This window comes from Vibrio splendidus, assembly GCF_003345295.1.
GTDB lineage: Bacteria > Pseudomonadota > Gammaproteobacteria > Enterobacterales > Vibrionaceae > Vibrio > Vibrio splendidus_K.
Genome location: NZ_CP031055.1, coordinates 2,351,163 through 2,372,823, shown reverse-complemented (window position 1 = coordinate 2,372,823; position 21,661 = coordinate 2,351,163). Strand labels below are relative to the sequence as shown.

General features: G+C 45.4%; 19 protein-coding genes. 14 read left to right on the top strand and 5 right to left on the bottom strand.

Annotation, left to right across the window (positions count from 1 at the left end; translation table 11 throughout):
• The first annotated feature begins 4 nt into the window (after positions 1-4).
• The 11 genes from lpxD (at position 5) to DUN60_RS10360 (ending at position 12,234) form a co-directional block, all read left to right on the top strand.
• The gene (lpxD, locus tag DUN60_RS10410; RefSeq protein ID WP_114633898.1) at positions 5-1,036 is read left to right on the top strand and encodes a UDP-3-O-(3-hydroxymyristoyl)glucosamine N-acyltransferase; all 1,032 of its coding nucleotides are present in this window, start codon (positions 5-7) and stop codon (positions 1,034-1,036) included.
• Between the two features lie 93 nt (positions 1,037-1,129).
• Positions 1,130-1,582, top strand: coding sequence for a 3-hydroxyacyl-ACP dehydratase FabZ (fabZ, locus tag DUN60_RS10405; protein WP_004734341.1), 453 nt, complete (start codon positions 1,130-1,132; stop codon positions 1,580-1,582).
• 1 nt (position 1,583) lies between these two features.
• On the top strand, positions 1,584-2,372 hold the full coding sequence (lpxA, locus tag DUN60_RS10400) for an acyl-ACP--UDP-N-acetylglucosamine O-acyltransferase (RefSeq protein WP_004734340.1): 789 nt from the start codon (positions 1,584-1,586) through the stop codon (positions 2,370-2,372).
• 130 nt (positions 2,373-2,502) lie between these two features.
• The gene (gene lpxB / locus DUN60_RS10395; protein WP_114633897.1) at positions 2,503-3,699 is read left to right on the top strand and encodes a lipid-A-disaccharide synthase; all 1,197 of its coding nucleotides are present in this window, start codon (positions 2,503-2,505) and stop codon (positions 3,697-3,699) included.
• Between the two features lie 33 nt (positions 3,700-3,732).
• Entirely contained in the window at positions 3,733-4,353 is a 621-nt protein-coding gene (rnhB, locus tag DUN60_RS10390; protein WP_017084147.1) for a ribonuclease HII, read from the top strand.
• A 193-nt stretch (positions 4,354-4,546) separates the two neighbouring features.
• Positions 4,547-8,026 (top strand): DNA polymerase III subunit alpha, encoded by a 3,480-nt coding sequence (gene dnaE / locus DUN60_RS10385; protein WP_004734337.1) that lies wholly within the window; start codon positions 4,547-4,549, stop codon positions 8,024-8,026.
• 45 nt (positions 8,027-8,071) lie between these two features.
• Positions 8,072-9,031, top strand: a complete 960-nt coding sequence (gene accA / locus DUN60_RS10380; protein WP_004734336.1) for an acetyl-CoA carboxylase carboxyl transferase subunit alpha — start codon at positions 8,072-8,074, stop codon at positions 9,029-9,031.
• Between the two features lie 125 nt (positions 9,032-9,156).
• Complete coding sequence (tilS, locus tag DUN60_RS10375; RefSeq protein ID WP_114633896.1) at positions 9,157-10,491, top strand: tRNA lysidine(34) synthetase TilS; 1,335 nt, start codon at positions 9,157-9,159, stop codon at positions 10,489-10,491.
• Between the two features lie 58 nt (positions 10,492-10,549).
• Complete coding sequence (locus DUN60_RS10370) at positions 10,550-10,861, top strand: c-type cytochrome (protein ID WP_029222103.1); 312 nt, start codon at positions 10,550-10,552, stop codon at positions 10,859-10,861.
• 130 nt (positions 10,862-10,991) lie between these two features.
• Positions 10,992-11,330 (top strand): nitrogen regulatory protein P-II, encoded by a 339-nt coding sequence (gene glnB / locus DUN60_RS10365; RefSeq protein WP_004738609.1) that lies wholly within the window; start codon positions 10,992-10,994, stop codon positions 11,328-11,330.
• Between the two features lie 61 nt (positions 11,331-11,391).
• Positions 11,392-12,234, top strand: coding sequence for an endonuclease/exonuclease/phosphatase family protein (locus DUN60_RS10360; RefSeq protein ID WP_114633895.1), 843 nt, complete (start codon positions 11,392-11,394; stop codon positions 12,232-12,234).
• A 108-nt stretch (positions 12,235-12,342) separates the two neighbouring features.
• On the opposite strand, the gene DUN60_RS10355 is transcribed toward DUN60_RS10360, so the two are convergent.
• The 3 genes from DUN60_RS10355 to gloB form a co-directional block, all read right to left on the bottom strand.
• A complete protein-coding gene (locus DUN60_RS10355) occupies positions 12,343-13,029 on the bottom strand; it encodes a YIP1 family protein (RefSeq protein ID WP_004734331.1) in 687 nt (228 codons plus the stop codon).
• Positions 13,026-14,597, bottom strand: a complete 1,572-nt coding sequence (locus tag DUN60_RS10350; protein ID WP_114633894.1) for a LysM peptidoglycan-binding domain-containing protein — start codon at positions 14,595-14,597, stop codon at positions 13,026-13,028. Before DUN60_RS10350 ends, DUN60_RS10355 begins: the two co-directional genes overlap by 4 nt.
• A 70-nt stretch (positions 14,598-14,667) precedes the next feature.
• Positions 14,668-15,426 carry a hydroxyacylglutathione hydrolase gene (gloB, locus tag DUN60_RS10345; protein ID WP_004734329.1) on the bottom strand — a complete coding sequence of 253 codons (759 nt, stop codon included), beginning with the start codon at positions 15,424-15,426 and terminating at the stop codon, positions 14,668-14,670.
• Positions 15,427-15,479: 53 nt separating this feature from the next.
• Here gloB and DUN60_RS10340 point away from each other — a divergent pair, with 53 nt between their 5' ends.
• Positions 15,480-16,262 carry a class I SAM-dependent methyltransferase gene (locus DUN60_RS10340; protein WP_054547607.1) on the top strand — a complete coding sequence of 261 codons (783 nt, stop codon included), beginning with the start codon at positions 15,480-15,482 and terminating at the stop codon, positions 16,260-16,262.
• Positions 16,263-16,341: 79 nt separating this feature from the next.
• On the opposite strand, the gene rnhA is transcribed toward DUN60_RS10340, so the two are convergent.
• Positions 16,342-16,806: a ribonuclease HI gene (gene rnhA, locus DUN60_RS10335; RefSeq protein WP_004734327.1), complete on the bottom strand. Its 465-nt coding sequence runs from the start codon at positions 16,804-16,806 to the stop codon at positions 16,342-16,344.
• 56 nt (positions 16,807-16,862) lie between these two features.
• Here rnhA and dnaQ point away from each other — a divergent pair, with 56 nt between their 5' ends.
• Entirely contained in the window at positions 16,863-17,630 is a 768-nt protein-coding gene (dnaQ, locus tag DUN60_RS10330) for a DNA polymerase III subunit epsilon (RefSeq protein ID WP_017084141.1), read from the top strand.
• A gap of 9 nt (positions 17,631-17,639) precedes the next feature.
• Positions 17,640-18,887 carry a TIGR03503 family protein gene (locus DUN60_RS10325; RefSeq protein WP_114633893.1) on the top strand — a complete coding sequence of 416 codons (1,248 nt, stop codon included), beginning with the start codon at positions 17,640-17,642 and terminating at the stop codon, positions 18,885-18,887.
• A 161-nt stretch (positions 18,888-19,048) separates the two neighbouring features.
• Here the strand turns inward: DUN60_RS10325 and fadE are convergent, their stop codons facing one another.
• Entirely contained in the window at positions 19,049-21,514 is a 2,466-nt protein-coding gene (gene fadE / locus DUN60_RS10320; protein WP_114633892.1) for an acyl-CoA dehydrogenase FadE, read from the bottom strand.
• Between the last annotated feature and the right edge of the window lie 147 nt (positions 21,515-21,661).

Sequence of the window (21,661 nt, the reverse complement as noted above, 5' to 3'; positions counted from 1 at the left end):
GTTTATGAAGAACCTGACTTTAGCCGAATTGGCAACGATTACCGGGGGAGAGCTACACGGAGACGGTACGGTTACCGTTTCAGCAGTTGCTCCTATGGATAAAGCGCAAGAAGGAAACATTACGTTCCTTTCGAACGTGAAGTACAGCAAGCACCTTGGTGACTGTAAAGCATCCGCTATTATGGTTAAAGAGAGTGAGCGCGAACTGTGTAAGACCAACGTGATTGTGGTCAGCGACCCTTACGTTGCTTTTGCTAAAGTTGCTCAAGCGCTTGATACTACTCCTGCACCCGCAGCGGCTATCGCTGATTCTGCTTCAATTTCAAGCGATGCAACCATTGGACAAAATGTGTCTATCGGTGCGAACGCTGTGATTGAGTCTGGTGTGGTACTTGGTGATGATGTGATCATCGGAGCTGGTTGTTTTATTGGTAAAAATGCAAATATTGGCACAGGCACTAAGCTATGGGCTAATGTAAGTGTTTACCATGAAGTCGTGATTGGTGACGCGTGTTTGATTCAATCAAGCACTGTCATTGGCTCTGATGGCTTTGGTTATGCGAACGAGAAAGGTGAGTGGGTTAAGATTCCACAAGTCGGTTCAGTTCGCATTGGTAACCGTGTAGAAATTGGCGCGTGTACAACCATCGACCGTGGCGCATTAGATGACACAATCATTGAAGATAACGTTATCTTAGATAACCAGCTTCAAATTGCTCACAATGTTCACATCGGATATGGTTCTGCTATTGCAGGTGGTACTATTATCGCAGGCAGCACGACGATAGGTAAGTACTGTATTATTGGTGGCGGTTGTGTGATTAATGGTCATATTGAAATCGTTGGCGGCGTTACAATCACTGGTATGGGGATGGTAATGCGCAGTATCACTGAGAAAGGCATGTACTCTTCGGGTATTCCTTTACAGCCAAACAAAGATTGGCGTAAAACAGCAACGCGTGTACATCGTATTGATGAAATGAACAAGCGTTTGAAAACCGTTGAAAAACTTATCGAGAAGAGCGCGGAAGCATAATTCCAGCATTTCTAATAAAAGGCTCGCGTACAGCGAGTCTTTTTCGTTTATAATCCTTCTAATTAAATAAAGAATATACATAGGAATACGACTTTGACTACTGAACAGACAACGATGAACATTACTGAAATTCAGGAACTATTACCTCATCGCTACCCATTCTTAATGGTTGATCGTGTGACTAGCTTTGAAAAAGAAAAAACACTGACTGCGATTAAGAATGTCTCTGTTAACGAACCTCAGTTCACAGGCCACTTCCCTCAACTTCCTGTATTCCCAGGCGTGTTGATCTTAGAAGCAATGGCGCAAGCAACTGGTCTTCTAGCATTTAAATCATTTGGTGCCCCTTCTGGTAACGAGCTTTACTACTTTGCAAGTGTAGATAAAGCTAAATTCCGCAAGCCTGTAGTGCCAGGTGACCAACTGATTATCGAAGTTGAATTCTTAAAAGAGCGTCGTGGTATTGCATCGTTTAACGGCGTTGCTAAAGTTGACGGCGTAGTTGTATGTTCAGCTGAACTTAAATGTGCTCGTAGAGAGTTTTAATATGATTCATGAAACAGCGAAAATTCACCCGGCAGCAGTAATCGAAGGTGATGTAACTATCGGTGCTAACGTGACGGTTGGGCCTTTCACTTACATTGCTGGTAACGTGACAATTGGTGACGACACTGAAGTGATGTCGCATGTGGTGATCAAAGGTCACACAACCATTGGTAAAGAAAACCGCATCTTCCCACACGCTGTTATCGGTGAAGAGAACCAAGATAAGAAATACGGTGGCGAAGAGACAACAGTTGTGATCGGTGATCGCAACGTGATTCGTGAGGCGGTTCAAATCCACCGTGGTACAACTCAAGACAAAGCAACCACAGTGATCGGTGATGACAACTTACTTTGTGTTAATGCTCACGTAGCACACGATGTTATTGTTGGTAACCATACTCACATTGGTAACAACGCTATTCTTGGCGGTCACGTAACAGTGGGTGACTACGCTGGTGTAATGGCGCTATCTGCGATTCACCCGTTCTGTTCAATAGGTGCTTACGCCTACATTGGCGGCTGTTCTGCTGTTGTTCAAGATGTACTGCCGTACGTGCTTGCACAGGGTAACCATGCGGCTCCATTTGGCCTTAACCTAGTGGGCCTGAAGCGTAACGGATTTGAGAAACCAGAAATTCGTGCACTACAGAAAGCGTACAAAGAGTTATACCGTTCAGGTAAAACACTTGAAGAAGCGAAAGCGGCTTTAGTTGAAATGGCAAAAGAGTTTACTTCGGTTACTCCTATGCTAGAAATGCTAGAGAACTCTGAGCGCGGTATTATTCGTTAATACTTGATATGATTGTTTACCAATCAGCGCAAGTACGACAATAATGACTTAAATCAGATTGGTGTAACAAAAAGATCGCTACTCATTGGGCGGTCTTTTTTGTTTTAGGCAACAAGGGAATTGGAAAACTATGGCACAGCAAGAAGCAGCAACCAATAGCTCGGACTTTGTTTCGAATGAACCTCTACGCGTAGGTATCGTCGTCGGAGAACTCTCGGGTGACACGCTTGGCGAGGGTTTTATTAAAGCGGTCAAATTACAATATCCGAATGCTGAATTCGTGGGTATTGGCGGACCAAAAATGAAAGCGCTTGGTTGTGAGTCTCTTTTCGAAATGGAAGAGCTTGCCGTGATGGGGCTTGTAGAAGTGCTTGGTCGTTTACCTCGTTTGTTAAAAGTGAAAGCGGAACTGGTTAAGTATTTCACTCAAAACCCGCCAGATGTCTTCGTTGGTATCGATGCGCCAGACTTCAACCTAAGACTTGAATTGGATCTTAAGAACGCGGGTATTAAGACCGTTCATTATGTCAGCCCTTCAGTATGGGCATGGCGTCCAAAGCGTATCTTTAAAATCGACAAAGCAACCGACTTGGTACTGGCTTTCTTGCCGTTCGAAAAGGCATTCTACGATAAATATAATGTTGCTTGTGAATTTGTTGGCCATACATTGGCAGACACCATTCCACTAGAACCGAATAAAAAAGAAGCTCGCGAGCTTTTAGGTTTAGATCAAGATAAGCCTTGGTTAGCCGTATTACCGGGCAGTCGCGGTGGTGAGATGAGTTTGATTGCTCAACCCTTTATTGAAACTTGCCAGCGTATTAAGCAAAAATACCCTGATATCAATTTTGTTGTTGCGCTCGTTAATGAGCAGCGTAAAAAGCAGTTCACTGAAATTTGGCAATCGACGGCACCTGAACTTGAATTTACGTTGGTAGAAGATACCGCCACCAACGTGATTACCGCTGCTGATTCTGTTCTGTTAGCTTCGGGTACTGTTGCTCTCGAATGCATGTTGCTGAAACGCCCGATGGTCGTTGGCTACAAAGTAAATAAACTGACGGGTTATATTGTTAAGAAATTATCGATTACTGAATTCGTATCGTTGCCGAACATTTTGGCTGGCGAAGAGATTGTGAAAGAGCATATTCTTGAAGAGTGTCACCCAGACTTCTTGTTTCCGTCTGTCGATAAGATGCTATCCGCTGATAACAGCGCATTAATCGAACGCTTTACCGAGATGCATCATTGGATTCGTAAAGACGCGGATAAACAAGCCGCTAATGCGGTATTGAAATTGATAGATCGACCATGTGTTGAGTCATAAAGTGCTTGTTTACAGAACATTAAGAGAAGAATTATGGCAGTAAAAGAGAAAAAAGAGCTTCCTCCTTTTGAGTATCCTCAAGGCTACCAGTTATTTGCTGGTGTTGATGAAGTAGGGCGCGGGCCGTTAGTTGGCGATGTTGTTACTGCTGCGGTTATCCTCGATCCTAATAATCCAATCGAAGGTTTGAACGACTCAAAGAAACTGTCTGAGAAGAAGCGTCTGGCTCTATTTCCTGAAATCAAAGAGAAAGCCTTGGCTTGGTCTGTTGGCCGTTGTTCCCCGCAAGAAATTGATGAGTGGAATATTCTGCAAGCGACCATGGTTGCTATGCAGCGAGCGATCGCAGGGCTAAGCGTTCAACCTGATATGGCACTAATCGATGGAAACCGCGTTCCTGAACTGCCGATGGATGGTCTTGCGATTGTAAAAGGGGACTTGCGAGTTGCTGAAATCAGTGCGGCATCTATCATCGCTAAAGTCGTTCGTGACCAAGAGATGGAAGAACTTGATAAACTTCATCCAGAGTTTGGTTTTGCTAAACATAAAGGTTATCCGACCAAAGCGCATTTCGAAGCGATTGAAAAACACGGTGTAACCGAGCATTACCGCAAAAGCTTTAAGCCAGTAAAGCGCATTTTAGGTCTCGACTAAAACTCGTCGGCTAAGGCTGTATATTGATTAGGGCTTAGTATTGGTTAGAGCTTTATATTGATTAGAGCTTTATATTGCTTAGACTCATGTTGACCGGAGCAAGGCATCGAATAAAGTTGCTTATTTGCGGTAGAAAAAAATAGAATACACACAGTTGTAATCCTAGGCTTAAGCCTAGAACTCAGGAAAAATAATGTCAGATCCAAAATTTGTTCACCTACGCGTACACAGTGATTTTTCGATGGTGGATGGCCTCTCTAAAGTGCCACCGTTAGTTAAAAAAGTCGCTGAAATGGGTATGCCCGCTCTAGCATTGACCGACTTTACTAACCTATGTGGCTTGGTGAAATTTTACGGTACTGCCCATGGGTGTGGGGTTAAACCTATTATTGGTGCTGACTTCTTGATGCAGTCTCCGGATTTTGGCGATGAATTGACCAAACTCACTGTTATTGCAACGAATAATAAAGGTTACAACAACCTAACATTATTGATTTCAAAAGCTTACCTTCGTGGCCATGTACAACATCAGCCTGTTATTGATAAAGAGTGGCTGATTGAACATGCCGAAGGCCTGATTCTTCTATCGGGAGCAAAAGAGGGTGAGATTGGTAAGGCGCTGCTGAAAGGAAATCGAGAGTTGGTTGCAAGCAGCGTTGAGTTTTACAAAACACATTTCGCAGACCGTTTTTATCTGGAGCTAATTCGTACTGGGCGCCCGGACGAAGAGTCTTATCTGCATTTTGCACTAGAGCTTGCTGAACAAGAAGACCTGCCTGTTGTCGCGACCAACGAAGTGGTTTTCATCTCTGAAGACTTGTTTGACGCCCATGAAATTCGTGTGGCGATTCACGACGGTTTTACAATGGTTGATCCACGTCGACCGAAAAACTACAGCTCACAACAATACTTGCGTAGTGAAGAAGAGATGTGTGAGTTGTTCTCAGACATCCCTGAAGCACTGGAAAACAGTGTCGAGATTGCTAAGCGTTGTAACGTAACTGTTCGACTGGGCGAATACTTCTTACCTAACTTCCCAACGGAAGGTTTGGCGATTGAAGACTTCTTGATTAAAAAATCAGAAGAAGGCCTTGAGCGTCGTTTAGCGTTTCTATTCCCTGATGAGAAAGTTCGAGCTGAACGCAGACCTGAATACGATGAGCGACTTAAGATTGAACTTGAAGTTGTCAACAACATGGGGTTCCCGGGTTACTTCTTGATCGTAATGGAGTTCATCCAGTGGTCAAAAGATAACGACGTACCAGTAGGCCCGGGTCGTGGTTCTGGTGCCGGTTCTTTGGTGGCTTACGCATTGGATATCACCGATCTTGATCCACTTGAATATGACTTGCTGTTCGAACGTTTCTTGAACCCAGAACGTGTATCTATGCCCGATTTCGATATCGACTTCTGCATGGATAAACGCGACCAAGTTATTGATCACGTAGCCGAGATGTACGGTCGTGATGCCGTTTCTCAGATCATCACCTTTGGTACTATGGCGGCAAAAGCGGTAATTCGTGACGTTGGCCGAGTATTGGGCCACCCGTTTGGTTTCGTTGACCGTATTTCTAAGCTGGTTCCACCTGATCCGGGCATGACGCTAGAGAAGGCCTTCCTTGCTGAGCCAGCATTGCCAGAACTCTACGACGGTGATGAAGAAGTACGCGAACTGATTGATAAGTGTCGTATTCTTGAGGGGTGTACGCGAAATGCCGGTAAGCACGCGGGTGGTGTTGTTATCTCACCCACCACGATTACCGACTTTGCACCTATTTATGCCGATGCGGAAGGCAACTTCCCGGTAACGCAATTCGATAAGAATGACGTTGAAACCGCCGGTTTGGTTAAATTCGACTTCTTGGGTCTACGTACCCTGACTATCATCGATTGGGCGTTAGGCCTCGTAAACCCACGCTTGAAGAAAGAGGGTAAAGAGCCGGTTCGTATTGAATCGATCCCTCTAGATGACCAAGCGTCATTTAACCTATTACAAAATTCTGAAACGACGGCGGTATTCCAACTGGAATCACGCGGTATGAAAGATCTGATCAAGCGTCTACAACCCGACTCTTTTGAAGATATCATCGCATTGGTAGCTTTGTTCCGCCCGGGCCCTCTGCAATCAGGCATGGTAGATAACTTTATCGACCGTAAACACGGCCGAGAGGCTGTATCTTACCCTGATGAAACGTGGCAACACGAATCGTTAAAAGAAACACTAGAACCGACTTACGGCATCATCCTTTATCAAGAGCAGGTAATGCAAATCGCTCAGATCCTTGCGGGTTATACGCTTGGTGGAGCCGATATGTTGCGTCGTGCGATGGGTAAGAAAAAGCCTGAAGAGATGGCAAAACAGCGCGGTACCTTTAAAGAAGGTGCCGAAGCCAATGGTGTTGATGGCGAACTGTCCATGAAGATCTTTGACTTGGTAGAGAAGTTTGCGGGCTACGGCTTCAACAAATCTCACTCGGCTGCATACGCACTGGTTTCTTATCAAACGCTGTGGCTGAAAACCCACTACCCAGCGGAGTTTATGGCAGCGGTAATGACCGCAGATATGGATAACACCGAAAAGGTTATTGGCCTTGTCGATGAGTGTTTCCGTATGAAGCTCAAGCTTCTTCCACCCGATATTAACTCTGGTTTATACCGCTTTAATGTCGATGAAGATGGCGCGATTGTTTATGGCATCGGTGCGATTAAAGGGGTGGGTGAAGGCCCAATTGAAGCCATTATTGAAGCGCGTAATAAGGGCGGTTACTTTAAAGACTTGTTCGACTTCTGTGCACGACTCGATCTGAAAAAAGTGAACAAGCGTGTTATCGAAAAGTTGATTCTGTCAGGCGCCTTAGATAGATTAGGTCCTCACCGAGCAGCGATGATGGCCTCATTGAAAGATGCGGTTAAGGCGGCAAGCCAACATCACCACGCTGAGTCGTTTGGTCAATCGGATATGTTTGGCGTGTTGACTGACGCTCCGGAAGAGGTGGAACACAAGTATACCCAAGTACCGAAGTGGCCTGAAAAGGTTTGGCTTGAAGGTGAGCGTGAGACGTTAGGTTTGTATTTAACGGGTCACCCGGTTAATGCGTACATTAAAGAGCTCGCGAAATACACCAGCTGTCGCTTGAAAGATGCGACGCCGACGCGTCGTGATCAGTCTTTAACGATTGCAGGTTTGGTCATTGCTGCTAGGGTAATGACCACGAAGCGCGGAACTCGAATTGGTTTGATGACCCTCGACGACCGATCGGGGCGAATGGAAGTGATGTTGTTCTCGGATGCGCTCGATCGCTACGCTGAATTGCTCGAAAAAGATAAAATAGTGGTCGTTTCTGGACAGGTCAGCTTTGATGATTTCAATGGTGGGCTTAAAATGTCCGCGCGCGAGGTCATGGACTTAGGAAGCGCCCGTGAGAAATATGCTCGTGGGGTGTCGATATCTATCGACCAATCCCAAATTAATGGTCAATTTTTTGAACGCTTTAGTCAAATCTTAGAACCTTATAGAGCCGGAACGGTCCCAGTCAATGTATACTACCAGCGTGCCGACGCTAGAGCGCGGTTAACATTGGGCACAGAATGGCGTGTGACGCCAAGTGATACATTACTAGACGAATTAAAACAGCTGCTTGGAAATAGCCAAGTAGAACTCGAATTTAACTAAAATTTAGCTCCATGATTGTGGAGCTGAATCAACAAGGATTCATAGATGAGCCTGAACTTTCTAGAATTTGAAAAGCCTATCGCTGAACTTGAAGCAAAAATCGAAGCGCTACGTGACGTTTCACGTCACGGTGGTGACACAGCGGTAGATCTAGACAAAGAAATTGAACAACTAGAGAAAAAAAGCTTAGAGCTTAAACAGAAAATCTTTAGTGACCTAGGTGCATGGCAAGTAGCTCAACTTGCTCGCCACCCGCAACGTCCGTACACCAAAGATTACCTGGAGCATGCCTTCACAGAATTTGAAGAGATGGCGGGCGATCGCGCTTTCGCTGACGACAAAGCAATTGTGGGTGGTATGGCTCGTCTAAATGGTCGTCCTGTTATGGTTATTGGTCACCAGAAAGGTCGTGAGACTAAAGAAAAAGTGATTCGTAACTTTGGTATGCCAAAGCCAGAAGGTTACCGTAAGGCACTTCGCCTAATGGAAACAGCTGAGCGTTTCAACATGCCAATCATTACTTTCATCGACACAGCGGGTGCATACCCAGGTGTTGGTGCTGAAGAACGTGGTCAATCTGAAGCTATCGCAAAGAACCTTAAAGTTATGGCTGGCCTATCTGTGCCAGTTATCTGTAACGTTGTTGGTGAAGGCGGTTCAGGTGGTGCACTAGCGATTGGTGTTGGCGACTACGTGAACATGCTTCAGTACTCTACGTACTCAGTAATCTCTCCAGAAGGTTGTGCTTCAATCTTGTGGCGTGATTCAGATAAAGCACCACAAGCTGCTGAAGCGATGGGCCTAGTTGCTCCTCGTCTGAAAGATCTTGAGCTTATCGATGAAATCATTCCTGAGCCTCTAGGTGGCGCGCACCGCGATCCAGTACAAACGGCTCAGAACATGAAAGACATGCTAGTTAAACAGCTAGAAGAGCTAGAGCAGTTTGATAACGAAGCACTACTTGAGCGTCGTTACCAACGCCTAATGAGCTACGGTTACTGCTGATAAGCGTGCCTTGAAATGAGGCAGCTTCAAGTAAGCAAGATGATGAAAGGGTTGGACTCAGTGCCAACCCTTTTTTATTATTAAAATATTCTCCCTTCAAACCTACTCTCATGGTTCACTCGCTCATGACTCACTTAATCGAAACCTTCACATCTGTACTTCATCAAAGCGCACTCAAGCCTAGTCGATTGATCGTGGCTTTCAGTGGCGGTGTTGATTCTCGAGTCTTATTGGAGTTAGCAGCACAGTACGCACAAACTTATGACATTGATTGCTGCGCGGTGCACGTTCACCACGGTTTAAGCCAGAATGCTGATCACTGGGCAGAGCAGTGCCAGACATGGTGTGATGCTTTGTCAGTTTCGTTAGCTGTAGAGCGAGTCTCTTTGGATATCAACAGTGGTGAAAGCGTTGAAAAGCTGGCTAGAGATGCTCGATACCAAGCTTTTCAGCAGCACACCAGACAGGGCGATGTGCTTGTTACAGGTCAACACATTGACGATCAACTTGAGACATTCTTGTTAGCGTTGAAGCGGGGAAGTGGTCCGAAAGGGCTCTCTTCAATGGCGAAGGTGATGCCGTTTGGCGAAGCGTTTATCGTTCGACCGCTACTTTCAGTGACTCGATCAGACATTGAAGCGTCGGCGCACTACATGGGTTTAACTTGGGTCGAAGATGAGAGTAATCAAGACGTTCGCTTTGACCGCAATTTTATTCGTCATCAAGTCACTCCGGCACTGACTGAGCGCTGGCCTAGTTTCCGAGAGGCGGTCAGTCGTAGTGCTCAGCTATGTGCAGAGCAAGAGTTACTGTTGGATGAGTTGCTTGAATCACACTTTCAGCAAGCTTTAGGGGATAGCCAAAACTTAAGCATTGAGGCGTTATCTCAACATTCAGACTTGTTACGAGCACGCTTGCTAAGAATGTGGTTGAGTCATTGTAATCAACCGATGCCGAGTCAAAAGCAGCTCAAGCTTATTTGGGATGAAGTCGCATGCGCTCAGGCGGACGCCAACCCTAAGCTGGTGTTGAATGATGCCGAAGTTCGACGTTTTAATCATCAGCTCTATTTAGTGAGAGAGACTAAAGACCTATCCGACTGGCAAAGCCATCTTTTAATGGGAGAGAGTGTGACGCTACCCGATGGCTTAGGGGAGCTACGCTTAAATTCAGCACTGAGTGATGGCGCATCGAACAACCGTGATGTGCAAAGCTTTAGTTTGCCGGATACAAGCGCAACACTAAGAGTGATCTTTAACCCTGAAGGACTTTCGGCTCACCCTGTTGGGCGCGGGCATAGTAGAAAACTCAAGAAGCTGTTTCAGGAATACCAAGTACCCAGTTGGTTAAGACGCAGAACGCCGATATTAATGGATGGCGATCGAGTGATCGCTGTTTTAGGCTTATTCGTAGATAAAAACTACGAAGGTCAAGATTGTGAAGCGCTTTGGAGCAAGTAGAAAAAGTTTGTGTCACAATTCACCGTCACTTTAATAAAAATAATTAATGGAATATGCAATGAAGAAAATTACACTAGGATTAGTTCTCGGACTTGGACTATTGAGTGGTAACGCTCTGGCGGGTGATGTTGCTGCGGGCCAAGCTAAAGCAGCAATCTGTGCGGCTTGTCATGGCGCCGATGGTATCGCTATGATTCCAGGTTACCCAAACCTGAAAGGACAAAACGAGCAGTACATCGTTTCATCGATCAACGCTTACAAAACAAAACAGCGTAATGGTGGCTTAGCCGCTGTGATGCAGGCTCAAGCTTCTATGCTGAGTGATGAAGATATCGCGAATCTAGCCGCTTACTACGCAAGCCTTAAGTAAAACCTTCTCAAAGCGCTGATTAAACAAGATGATAAATTTCGAGCCAGAGCTTTAAAGCTCTGGCTTTTTTCATTGAATGTTTACTATAGCTAACCGATAATGAGCTATTCGCACAGTTTAAGGGATGAACATGAAAAAGATTGAAGCCATTATCAAGCCATTCAAACTTGATGATGTACGTGAAGCACTTGCAGAAGTGGGTATTACGGGTATGACAGTATCTGAAGTTAAAGGCTTTGGACGCCAGAAAGGTCATACTGAGCTATATCGCGGCGCAGAGTACATGGTCGACTTTTTACCTAAAGTGAAATTGGAAATCGTTGTGACCGACGAAGTGGCTGACCAGTGTGTTGATACCATTATCGAAACGGCTCAAACTGGTAAAATCGGCGACGGTAAGATCTTCATTACTGACGTTGAACGTGTGGTACGTATTCGTACTGGCGAAGAAGACGAAGACGCCGTATAAAAAAACTATTACCCTAAAAGGAGCGTTTATCGCTCCTTTTTCATTTCTGGTAGGGTGCTGTATGTTTAAGAAAACCATCATTGTTATCGCCGTATTGATAACGCTTGCTGTCGTTAGTTTTCATTTTATCTTCGTGATCCCGAATAAACCCAACCTGATCACTTCCTCTCAAAGTACCAGTAACGACATCTACAGTTGCTACCAAAACTCCGCACCGAAAGCGATTGATGTGTCTGATGGACTAAGCATTACCGTATGGAATATCTACAAGCAAAATCGCAGTAATTGGCAGAGTGAACTGAACAAATTGACGGCAGGAAGCGATCTTGTATTGCTGCAAGAAGCGAGTATGACAGTAGAGCTTCGCCAATGGGTGACAAGCGGCCAGTGGGGAAGCACTCGTGTGAATGCGTTTGAAGCCTTTGAACAAAGTGCTGGCGTACTTAACTTAGCGACGCATTTACCGATCGAAGCTTGTGCTTATACTCATGAAGAACCTTGGCTTCAATTGCCTAAATCGGCGCTTTGGTCGCGTTACCAACTAAGCAATGGCGAAGAGTTGGCTGTGATTAATATCCATGCTGTGAACTTTACCTTTGGTACGGAAGATTACGAGGCTCAGCTCAAGAGCTTAACTGACAATCTGCAACAGTATCGTGGGCCTGTTATTTTTGCTGGAGATTTTAATAGCTGGAGTGAGGCTCGCTTTGCGGTATTGAAAGGCGCGTTGGAACAGGTCGGTTTGACGGAGGTTGCCTTTGAACCGGATAACCGAACTCAGTTTATGACAGGATTGGTGCTCGACCATGTGTTCTATCGAGGGTTAGAGGTAGAAAATGCAAAAGCGCCCATTACGGACGCTTCTGATCATAACCCTATGCGAGTAACCTTTAAGGCTAAATAGTAAGAAGTTAATAGCTTATTAGTCATTGGATCTTAGCTATTTGCCATTCACACTGTGGTTACTTTGGGTAATAAGCTAGAGAGTTTTCGCTAGCCTTACCTCTTCAACTTAAAAGATTAAAATGTAGAGCGCCCAGATTAGGTAGTAGCCAACCCATGGCAAGCCAGAGATGACCAATGCTTGACCACGCTCAAACTCAGTCCACGTTAATACCGCGGCATAACCCAACACGATATACCATGGTAATAACAGTGGTAAAGAGCTGGCAAACTGCGACCAATCATTGGTTAGTGGTAACTTGATTAAGCCGTTTAAGCTGTTCAAGTCAGCAGCGTAGCTCATCACTTGTCCATGCTTGAGTATCAGGCTTGCGTAGCTTGCTACATCACCTAAAACAGCCGGGAATATCACAACCGATGCCGCTGCAAACCATCGCCAAAAGCTATGTTGATGCTGGCTTGGTTTGGTTGCTAGGTTAAACCAGAATGCCAACAGAATGATGGTTAACGTACGGCCAAACACATCGCTGATGATTTCACTCGCGAGTAAGGTATTACTGTCAAGTAACGCCAATTGGTCAGGGTTCGTTTGAGCCAGTTGTTGTGACAATTCTGCACTTAACCATGCAAAATCTACATTCGAAAAATAAGCACCCCAGAATAAAAACGGGCTGAGCATTAATACGACGTAGGGTTGCCATCCCCAAGCACTTCGCTGATAAAGCGCTAAGAAACAAGCTGTTGGTGAACGGAATATATCCAACAGCATGACGAGTGGGTTACTTGACGGGTTCATACACTTACCTTAGTTACATCAACATACAGCTTCAGTTTTTGTCCTGGCTGTAGGTATTTCTTGTTCTGCAAAGCGTTCCATTTTACAACATCTGCGCTTTTTACTTTGAACTTTGATGCAATACCGCTGACTGTGTCACCTGATCTTACGTTATAAAAGACAGTTCGGATGATGGCACCGTCGGAACTATTCTTCCAAATGACCAGTTCTTGACCAATTCGAAGCGTGTCGCGTGGCCCCATACCATTCCACTTAGCCAGTGATTGGTGAGATACCTTATTTGCGCGTGCAATCGTCCATAGGCTGTCACCACTTTTTACGGTATGACTAAGCTTATATTGACCACGACTCTTCGACTGTGTGCTTGCTAGGCGATTTGAAGCGCTTAGTGCGTATGTCTTGTCGTCTTTGGTGGATGTTGGGATAAGTAAGTGCTGTCCAATACGAATATTGTTGTTGCTCAAACCGTTTGCAGAGCGGATCACTTTGCTGGTGGTGTTATATTTACTTGCTAGTACGCTAATGCTGTCACCAGACTGAACCTTGTAACGCACCAACTTCATGCCTTTGCCTTTATTGGCCGCCACTTCTTTGTTGAACTTTTCAACAGAGCTTAGGGGAAGCAATAATTGCTGATGTTTTTCAGGTGCGGTCGCCCATTGGTTATAAGCGGGGTTGTAGCCTTGCAGTTCTTTGACTGGAATACCTGCGTAGCTTGCAGCAATCGCTAAATCAAGCTGTTCGTTTGGGTTAACCAGGGTCAGTACTGGCTTATTTGGAATCGCAGGGATATCGATGCCATACTTTTCTTGGTTGGCAATCACATCAGCTAGCGCAAGGAGTTTAGGTACGTAGCTGCTGGTCTCTTTTGGCAAGTCCAAAGAGAAGAAGTCGATTGGCTTACCCAGCTTCTTGTTCTTGCGGATAGCACTGTTTACACGACCGCCGCCACTATTATAGGCAGCAATGGCATGGTTCCAATCGCCATCGAAACGTCGGTTAAGGTCTGAGAGGAAATCCAATGCGGCGTCAGTAGAGGCAGCGACATCACGACGACCGTCGTACCAGAAGTTCTGTTCAAGTCCGTAGTCTTTGCCTGTGCCAGAAATGAATTGCCATAGACCTGCTGCGCTGCCATGAGAGTAGGCAAATGCATCGAAAGAACTTTCTACAACGGGTAATAGTGCCAATTCTAGTGGTAAGCCTTTTTCTTCAATCTTAGTGGTGATCAGATAAAGGAAAGGTTCAGCACGTTGTGAGACGGTTTTTAGATGACTAGGGTGTTTTAAATACCAAGTTCGGTAGTAATCAACCTTCTTTTGGTCGGGTACTTCCATTTCTAGTTGCATCGCAATACGTTTCCAAACATCTTCTTGTGTTTGTGGAGTAACGACAGGTGCTTCAACTTTTTGATCTTCTTTGGTCGCTTCTGATGAAACGTTCGTTTGAGAAGCTTCTTTAGTAGGAGATGTGTTGGTTTGCTCGGAAGCTTGGTCTGGATTCTCTGACTGAGTTAATTGGCAACCAGAAAGTAGTAATACCAAAGCCCAGCTGTACTTAACTCGCATGTTACAGCCTTTTTAATTAACGGCTGGTGATAATACTTGCCACCCCCTATGAGTGACAAGTCTGTATTTGTTAAAATTCGTTCTTCCACGCACGTAAAGCGGTAAATACCGATAAAGGATCGGTCTGCTCAGTACGATTAGATACTGATTTCACTACACTTGGCTCGGTATAGCGCAAGAAAGGGTTCACAAACTTCTCTTGTCTCAAATTTGTGGGGATGGTCGACTTATTTTGAGCTCGCAGTCGGTTTACTTGGTCGCGATATTGCTGCAAATGTTGGTTGTCAGGCTCAACCGCTAATGCGAAAGCGATGTTCGCGGCGGTGTATTCATGAGCACAGTAAACCTCGGTTTCTTGAGGAAGTGCTGTGATCTTGTTCAGTGCATCAAACATTTGCTGTGGCGTGCCTTCCATGATTCGACCGCAACCTGCTGAAAACAGCACATCGCCACAAAATAGTTTGGCATCGCCTACATAACCAATGTGACCAGCTGTGTGGCCACTGAGCCCGAGTACTAAAAAGACTTCACCAAACAATTCTAATTGATCACCATCATCAACGGGGTGAGTTAAGGTCGGGATTGGTTCATTCCTTGGACCCACAACATCGATGCTTGGAAACTGTCTGACTAGTTCTGGAACGCCACCAATGTGATCATGGTGGTGGTGTGTAATCAAGATTGCATCTAAAGTTAGCTCATGATGTGCTAAGTACTCTAATACTGGAGCCGCATCACCAGGGTCGACGACAGCACAACGGCGATCGCTATTTTGAATCAGCCAGATGTAATTGTCGTTAAATGCAGGTATGCTTTTGATATGTAACATTATTGATTCTCCAGTCACTTTTAGTGAGACAGAATAAGTGAGACAGGTTATTGATGAAGCCAGCACGTAGCAGAAAGAAGTTTGAGCGTCCTTACACTTGGGCACAATTGCACAATGGGGACTGGTTGAGAGAATCTATTCAAACTCGACTCGATGAGTGGTGCCCAAAGCTATTTGGTTACCATATGCTCAAGCTTGGCGGTCTCAGTAGTGAGATTTCTAGCTGCACATGCAACATTCAACATCAAGTAAACCTAGATATCCAGAACCCATTACATAATGTGATAGCGGATGGCTATAATTTACCCTTTTTGGAGAAAAGCTTTGATGTTGTGGTGCTGAGTCATCAGTTAGATTATAGCAATGACCCACATCGATTATTGAGAGAAGTCGACCGAGTGATGATGGACGATGGTTATATCATTATTACTGGCTTCAATCCGTTTAGTATTACCGGACTAGCAAGTTTACTGCCTTGGCGAAAGAACAGCTTGCCTTGGAGTGGACGTATGTACACGCCAAACCGAATTAAAGACTGGTTAGGTGTATTGAACTATGAAGTGATTCACTGCGATACCTATGCACTGTTTCCGATGAGTAAGTATCAGGCGATGTGGACGTGGTTAGAGAACAGCTTGGGCGGCTGTGCTTCCTTTGCTGGTAGCCAATACTTTATTGTTGCTCGTAAACGAACTTACCCACTTAAGCCTATCAAGCCACATTGGCACCTTAAGCGACGTTTCTCTCCGGTTGGAGCAAGCTTTAGAACCAATACGCGTCGTACCATGGATTCAACTAAAGCTTCATATCCGTTGAAAACAGAAAAAGCCGATTAGTTGTCGGCTTTTGATCTGCTAATTCGGTTTAGAAATTAGCAGATCGCTTTCTGAAATGTGCGTCTAATTTAAAAAGCGGTTAGCTTGGCTGATAGCCCGTATCTTCTTGAGTCGGATTTTCCGCTGCGTTTCTTGCTAAATCATCACACATTTCATTTTCTCGGTGCCCGGCGTGTCCTTTAACCCAGCGCCAATCAACACTATGACGAGCCGTTTCTTTATCGAGCCTTTGCCACAGGTCTGCGTTTTTAACCGGTTTCTTGTCGGCGGTTTTCCAGTCACGCTTTTTCCAGTTGTGGATCCACTGTGTGATGCCTTGGCGAACGTATTGGCTATCCGTGGTCAGAATCACAGAGCAAGGTTCCTTGAGTGCTTGGAGAGCGATGACAGCTGCGAGCATTTCCATACGGTTGTTGGTCGTTAGTGTAAAGCCTTCGGCTAGTGTCTTTTCTACTTTTTTATAGCGAAGTACGATGCCATAGCCACCAGGACCTGGGTTGCCTAAACAAGAACCGTCAGTGAAAATTTCAACTTGTTTCGTCATGATTTGATACTATTACCTCAAGCACATTATCGGCATAGTCTGACACAGTTATCCTTATGAATACCAGTAGCACTCCAGAACAAAACACGAACGAAAAAAACAGTTCGGACGAAAATAAGCGCATCATTGTACTCGATACCGAAACCACCGGTATGAATACAGAAGGTGGCCCTCACTATATGGGGCATCGCATCGTTGAAATTGGTGCGGTAGAGATCATCAACCGTAGGCTGACCGGGCGTCACTTCCACGTCTATATAAAGCCCGATCGTGCGATTCAAGAAGAGGCGATTGGCGTTCACGGTATTACCGATGAATTCTTGATTGATAAGCCAGAATACCAAGACATACATAAAGAGTTTCTCGACTTTATCAAAGGTGCTGAGCTGGTAGCTCATAACGCGCCCTTCGATACGGGCTTTATGGACTATGAGTTTGAGAAGCTCAACCCAGCGATAGGTAAAACGGATGACTACTGTAAAGTTACCGATACCTTGGCCATGGCGAAGAAGATATTTCCAGGCAAAAGAAACAACCTAGATATCTTATGTGATCGTTACGGTATTGATAACTCGCACCGTACCCTCCACGGCGCATTGCTCGATGCGGAGATCCTAGCCGACGTCTATTTATTGATGACGGGTGGGCAAACTTCGCTGCAATTTAACGCCGGCCAAAAGGAAGGTGAAGGTGAAAGTATACGAAGAGCAGAAAGTGGTCGAAAATCCCTAAAGGTTTTACGAGCTACGGCCGATGAAGTAGAAGCGCATCAAAGTCGTTTAGATCTCGTCGAGAAAAGCGGAAGCTGCCTCTGGCGTCAGTAGGGAGAAATTATGTTAAGGGTATTGGCTACCGGTTACTTATTGCTGTTAAGCTTTAGCTTACATGCGGCAACAGAATCCGTAATGAGTTTATTGGACAACCGTTTTCGAGTTGATCCCAGTATTGAACAAGTCACCTTTGTGATTTATCGAGCCGATAACTCTAAACCTGTCGTTTTGGTTCGTCCGGATGGCAAGAAATATTACTCTTGGCGCAATGCTGATAATGTCCGTTGGTACGAAGAATCATCCATGGACATCATATCTATCGACAAACCGATGCCAGGACCTTGGCAAGCGGTTGGTAAAGTCTCACCTAAGAACAACATCAAGCTATTGTCTCACCTTGTTTTAGATGCCAATGACTTCCCAGACAAACTGTATCAAACCGAACACATTAAATTTACGGCTCGTTTGACCTCTGACGGCAAGCCTCTTGTGCTGCGTGATTTTTTAGATCGCGTGAAACTTAAGGTCACTTTTACTAAGTTCGTTGAAAATGAAGAGTCTTTAGTGAGAGAGGCGCGCCCAATTCCGGTTGTGATGGGCGAGTTTGCCGACGATGGCAGTGGTCTTGATGAAAAAGCCGGAGATGGCGTTTTCACTGTGTCGTTGCCGATTGATATTGAGCCAGGTAAATACCGCGCGCGTATTACTTCTGGCAATGGTGTGTTCCTGCGAGCGCAAGAGCAAGAAGTTTTGGTGTACCCAACACCGATCACTACAACCTTCATTCAGTCTCGAAAAGAGGGGCAGCTTCATACGATTGTCGTTTCAGGGGAGCCGGGTATGATTGCGCCTAGTTCGTTAGCGGTTCATGTTGAACACAAAGCTCCGGATGAATACGAAATGTATAGGCAGGGCCAAGCTGAGGTCGATGCAATGAAAGTCGCTTTAGAGCTGCCTTATAATGGCGATTTGGGGATTTATAACTGGTCGGGGATGGTTTACGCCACTGATGCCTCAAGCCAACGTCCACTGATCTTTCCCATTACCGAGCACTCGTACAGCGTTGTTGAAGATATCGACTTAGCGGAGTCACGACGCCTGCAAGAAGAAGCGCTTGCTGAGCAAAAGCGTATCGCAGCAGAGTTGATGATACTTCAGAAGCGTGAAGGTGACAGGCTGCGCAGTATGATCATTATTGCGGTGGGTAATGTGGTCGCGATTCTATTAGGTTTATTGATTTGGTTTGTGGTTCGTCGGGTAAAGGCGAAGAAAAAAGCTCAACCAGAGATGCAGCTTAAGGCACCAAAGTAACTTGTCTATATCATTGGAGTTGTCTTGAGATAGCAAACTTTGAGAGAACAAATCTCGAGAAAGTAAGCTTCGAGAATGTCAGCATTAAAATTTGTGATAACGATGTCATGAACAAAAAAAACGGGACTCATAGGAGTCCCGTTTTTGTTTCTTTTCTGACCTTAAGCGACGTTCTCAATCGATTGGTCTGGATACTCAGACTTTGCTGCTAGCTCCTCTGGAGAGAAGTCGTCAACGTTGATCGTGTACAGCCTGTGTTCCTCGGCGCTAACCAGCAGGTCTGCCTCTTCTTGCGTCAAGATGCCTTTCTCTAGCCCTAATTGAGCAACAAGATCTAGTCGTAAGAAAGCGCGCTTTTGGTGCGTCTCTTTGCAGACTTTGTCGAATAGAGGTTCTGCTTGAAGAATCACTTCTAACGCTTTTTCAATCTTACCCACTGGGTTGTATTCAGTCGCTTCCAAGTATTGGCCACGGCCGATACGAGAACGTGTTTCGCTTGGCGTTTGTAGAATGTGCGCGACTTGGCTGTCCAGTTTGTCGTTTGGTGCACGACGAATGCGACCGAATGGCATCAACACAACACGAAGTAAACGACCAATCACAGGATTAGGGAAGTTCGCTAGGAACTCATCAATAGCAACTTCAGTCTGACGTAAACTATCTTGCATCCCCCAATGTACTAACGGTAAATCTTCAGCGTGGCTGCCTTCACTTTCGAAGCGCTTAAGTGTTGCTGAACCTAGGTACAGTTGGCTTAGGATATCGCCTAATCTTGCTGATAGGCGCTCTCTGCGTTTCAGTGAGCCGCCTAGAACTGCCATTGAAATATCAGACAGTAGCGCTAAGTTGGCACTGTAGCGGTTTAGTTGTTGGTAATAACGCTGTGTCTGTTTATCTGTTTTATTTGAAGGTGCTGGCGCATCTGAACCACGACCATCGGTTAAACCAAACCACAAGCTGCGGACTAGGTTACTCATCGTAAAGCTAACGTGTCCTGCTAACGCTGAATCAAACTTATCAAGCGCATCGCTGCTTTCAGAATAAGCGGCTTCCATTTCGTTTAGTACGTAAGGATGACAACGAATTGCACCTTGACCATAGATGATCATCGAACGAGTTAGGATGTTGGCACCTTCCACGGTAATCGCGATTGGCGCGCCTTGGTAGCTACGAGCTAAGAAGTTTGATGGGCCTAAGCAAATACCTTTACCACCGACGATGTCCATCGCATCGATGATGCTGCGTTGGCCACGGTGAGTACAGTGGTACTTCACAATTGCTGAGATAACCGAAGGCTTTTCGCCAAGATCGATACCTGCAACCGTTAGGTTACTCGCCGCATCCATTACGTAGGCATTACCTGCTAGGCGTGCAAGCGGCTCTTCAACCCCTTCCATACGACCAATAGGTTGTTTGAACTGGCGACGAATACGAGCGTAAGCACCGGTTGCAAGCGCGGCCGATTTAATGCCACCCGTTGAGTTTGAAGGCAGTGTGATACCACGACCAACAGATAGACACTCAACCAGCATACGCCAGCCTTGGCCGGCCATTTTCTGGCCACCAATGATGAAATCGATAGGAACGAAGAGATCATCACCTTGGGTTGGGCCATTTTGGAACGGTACGTTAAGTGGGGAGTGACGATTACCAATCTTCACGCCTTTTAAATCTGTAGGGATAAGCGCGCAAGTGATACCGAGCTCTTGCTTGTCACCGAGTAGGCCGTCTGGATCTCGTAATTTAAACGCAAGCCCCAATACTGTTGCGACAGGTGCAAGGGTAATGTAGCGCTTGTTCCAAGTGAGGCGCATACCTAAGACTTCTTCGCCTTGCCATTGACCTTTGCATACGATGCCATAATCGGGGATTGAACCTGCATCTGAGCCTGCTTCTGGGCTAGTTAGGGCAAAACAAGGGATCTCTTTACCTTCCGCTAAGCGGGGTAGGTAGTGGTTTCTTTGTTCTTCTGTACCGTAGTGCTGCAATAGCTCACCGGGGCCTAACGAGTTAGGTACGCCAACGGTTGATGACAATACGCTAGAAACGCCCGTTAGCTTTTGTAGCACTAAAGATTGAGCGTAAGCTGAGAATTCTAAACCGCCATACTTTTTCTTGATGATCATTGCGAAGAATTTATGGTCTTTCAGGTATTGCCATACTTCTGGTGGCAAATCAGCCAGCTCATGCGTTACTTGGTAATCATTGACCATTTCACACACTGTATTTACTGGACCATCTAAAAATGCTTGCTCAGCTTCAGACAGCTTCGGGTCAGCGATGTTTTGAAGTTTCTTCCATTCAGGCTTGCCTTTGAACAGCTCTGCTTCCCACCACACAGTACCCGCTTCTAATGCTTCCTTTTCTGTCTGAGACATTGCAGGCAGTACTTTTTTAAACAAAGAAAGCGCTTTTTGACTGATGATGGTCTGACGAATTGCCGGTACAGCAAAAATCGCAATGGCTAAGAGATAACAAAGCCAGCCAGTGACAGCTACGCCGCCAAACAGTGTTAATGCTACCATTGTGCCGGTTAATACGATTAATGCGCGTACTAGGCTAACTCTATGGTAAAGACAGACGCTTAAGACTGCTGTCATGCCGAGTAGGGAGAGCAATATGTTCATGATCGATTTCCTTTTCAGAGATCACTTATTGTTATTAAGTTTAGGTAAGAGGTCTAACCAGTCAAGTGTAAACAAAATATTAAATATTTGTAAAACTCTAAAGTGGATAAAAAGTGATCTCAATAGAGTTAAAGTTCTAATTGTGAG

What these genes read in the sequence shown, in the direction of transcription:
- DUN60_RS10355 (WP_004734331.1), bottom strand. Translation starts at nt 13,029, where the DNA reads ATGAACCCGTCAAGTAACCCACTCGTCATGCTGTTGGATATATTCCGT.
- rnhA (WP_004734327.1), bottom strand. Translation starts at nt 16,806, where the DNA reads ATGACGAAACAAGTTGAAATTTTCACTGACGGTTCTTGTTTAGGCAAC.
- lpxD (WP_114633898.1), top strand. Translation starts at nt 5, where the DNA reads ATGAAGAACCTGACTTTAGCCGAATTGGCAACGATTACCGGGGGAGAG.
- lpxA (WP_004734340.1), top strand. Translation starts at nt 1,584, where the DNA reads ATGATTCATGAAACAGCGAAAATTCACCCGGCAGCAGTAATCGAAGGT.
- DUN60_RS10350 (WP_114633894.1), bottom strand. Translation starts at nt 14,597, where the DNA reads ATGCGAGTTAAGTACAGCTGGGCTTTGGTATTACTACTTTCTGGTTGC.
- rnhB (WP_017084147.1), top strand. Translation starts at nt 3,733, where the DNA reads ATGGCAGTAAAAGAGAAAAAAGAGCTTCCTCCTTTTGAGTATCCTCAA.
- gloB (WP_004734329.1), bottom strand. Translation starts at nt 15,426, where the DNA reads ATGTTACATATCAAAAGCATACCTGCATTTAACGACAATTACATCTGG.
- dnaQ (WP_017084141.1), top strand. Translation starts at nt 16,863, where the DNA reads ATGAATACCAGTAGCACTCCAGAACAAAACACGAACGAAAAAAACAGT.
- fadE (WP_114633892.1), bottom strand. Translation starts at nt 21,514, where the DNA reads ATGAACATATTGCTCTCCCTACTCGGCATGACAGCAGTCTTAAGCGTC.
- accA (WP_004734336.1), top strand. Translation starts at nt 8,072, where the DNA reads ATGAGCCTGAACTTTCTAGAATTTGAAAAGCCTATCGCTGAACTTGAA.
- DUN60_RS10325 (WP_114633893.1), top strand. Translation starts at nt 17,640, where the DNA reads ATGTTAAGGGTATTGGCTACCGGTTACTTATTGCTGTTAAGCTTTAGC.
- DUN60_RS10360 (WP_114633895.1), top strand. Translation starts at nt 11,392, where the DNA reads ATGTTTAAGAAAACCATCATTGTTATCGCCGTATTGATAACGCTTGCT.
- DUN60_RS10370 (WP_029222103.1), top strand. Translation starts at nt 10,550, where the DNA reads ATGAAGAAAATTACACTAGGATTAGTTCTCGGACTTGGACTATTGAGT.
- dnaE (WP_004734337.1), top strand. Translation starts at nt 4,547, where the DNA reads ATGTCAGATCCAAAATTTGTTCACCTACGCGTACACAGTGATTTTTCG.
- DUN60_RS10340 (WP_054547607.1), top strand. Translation starts at nt 15,480, where the DNA reads ATGAAGCCAGCACGTAGCAGAAAGAAGTTTGAGCGTCCTTACACTTGG.
- tilS (WP_114633896.1), top strand. Translation starts at nt 9,157, where the DNA reads ATGACTCACTTAATCGAAACCTTCACATCTGTACTTCATCAAAGCGCA.
- glnB (WP_004738609.1), top strand. Translation starts at nt 10,992, where the DNA reads ATGAAAAAGATTGAAGCCATTATCAAGCCATTCAAACTTGATGATGTA.
- lpxB (WP_114633897.1), top strand. Translation starts at nt 2,503, where the DNA reads ATGGCACAGCAAGAAGCAGCAACCAATAGCTCGGACTTTGTTTCGAAT.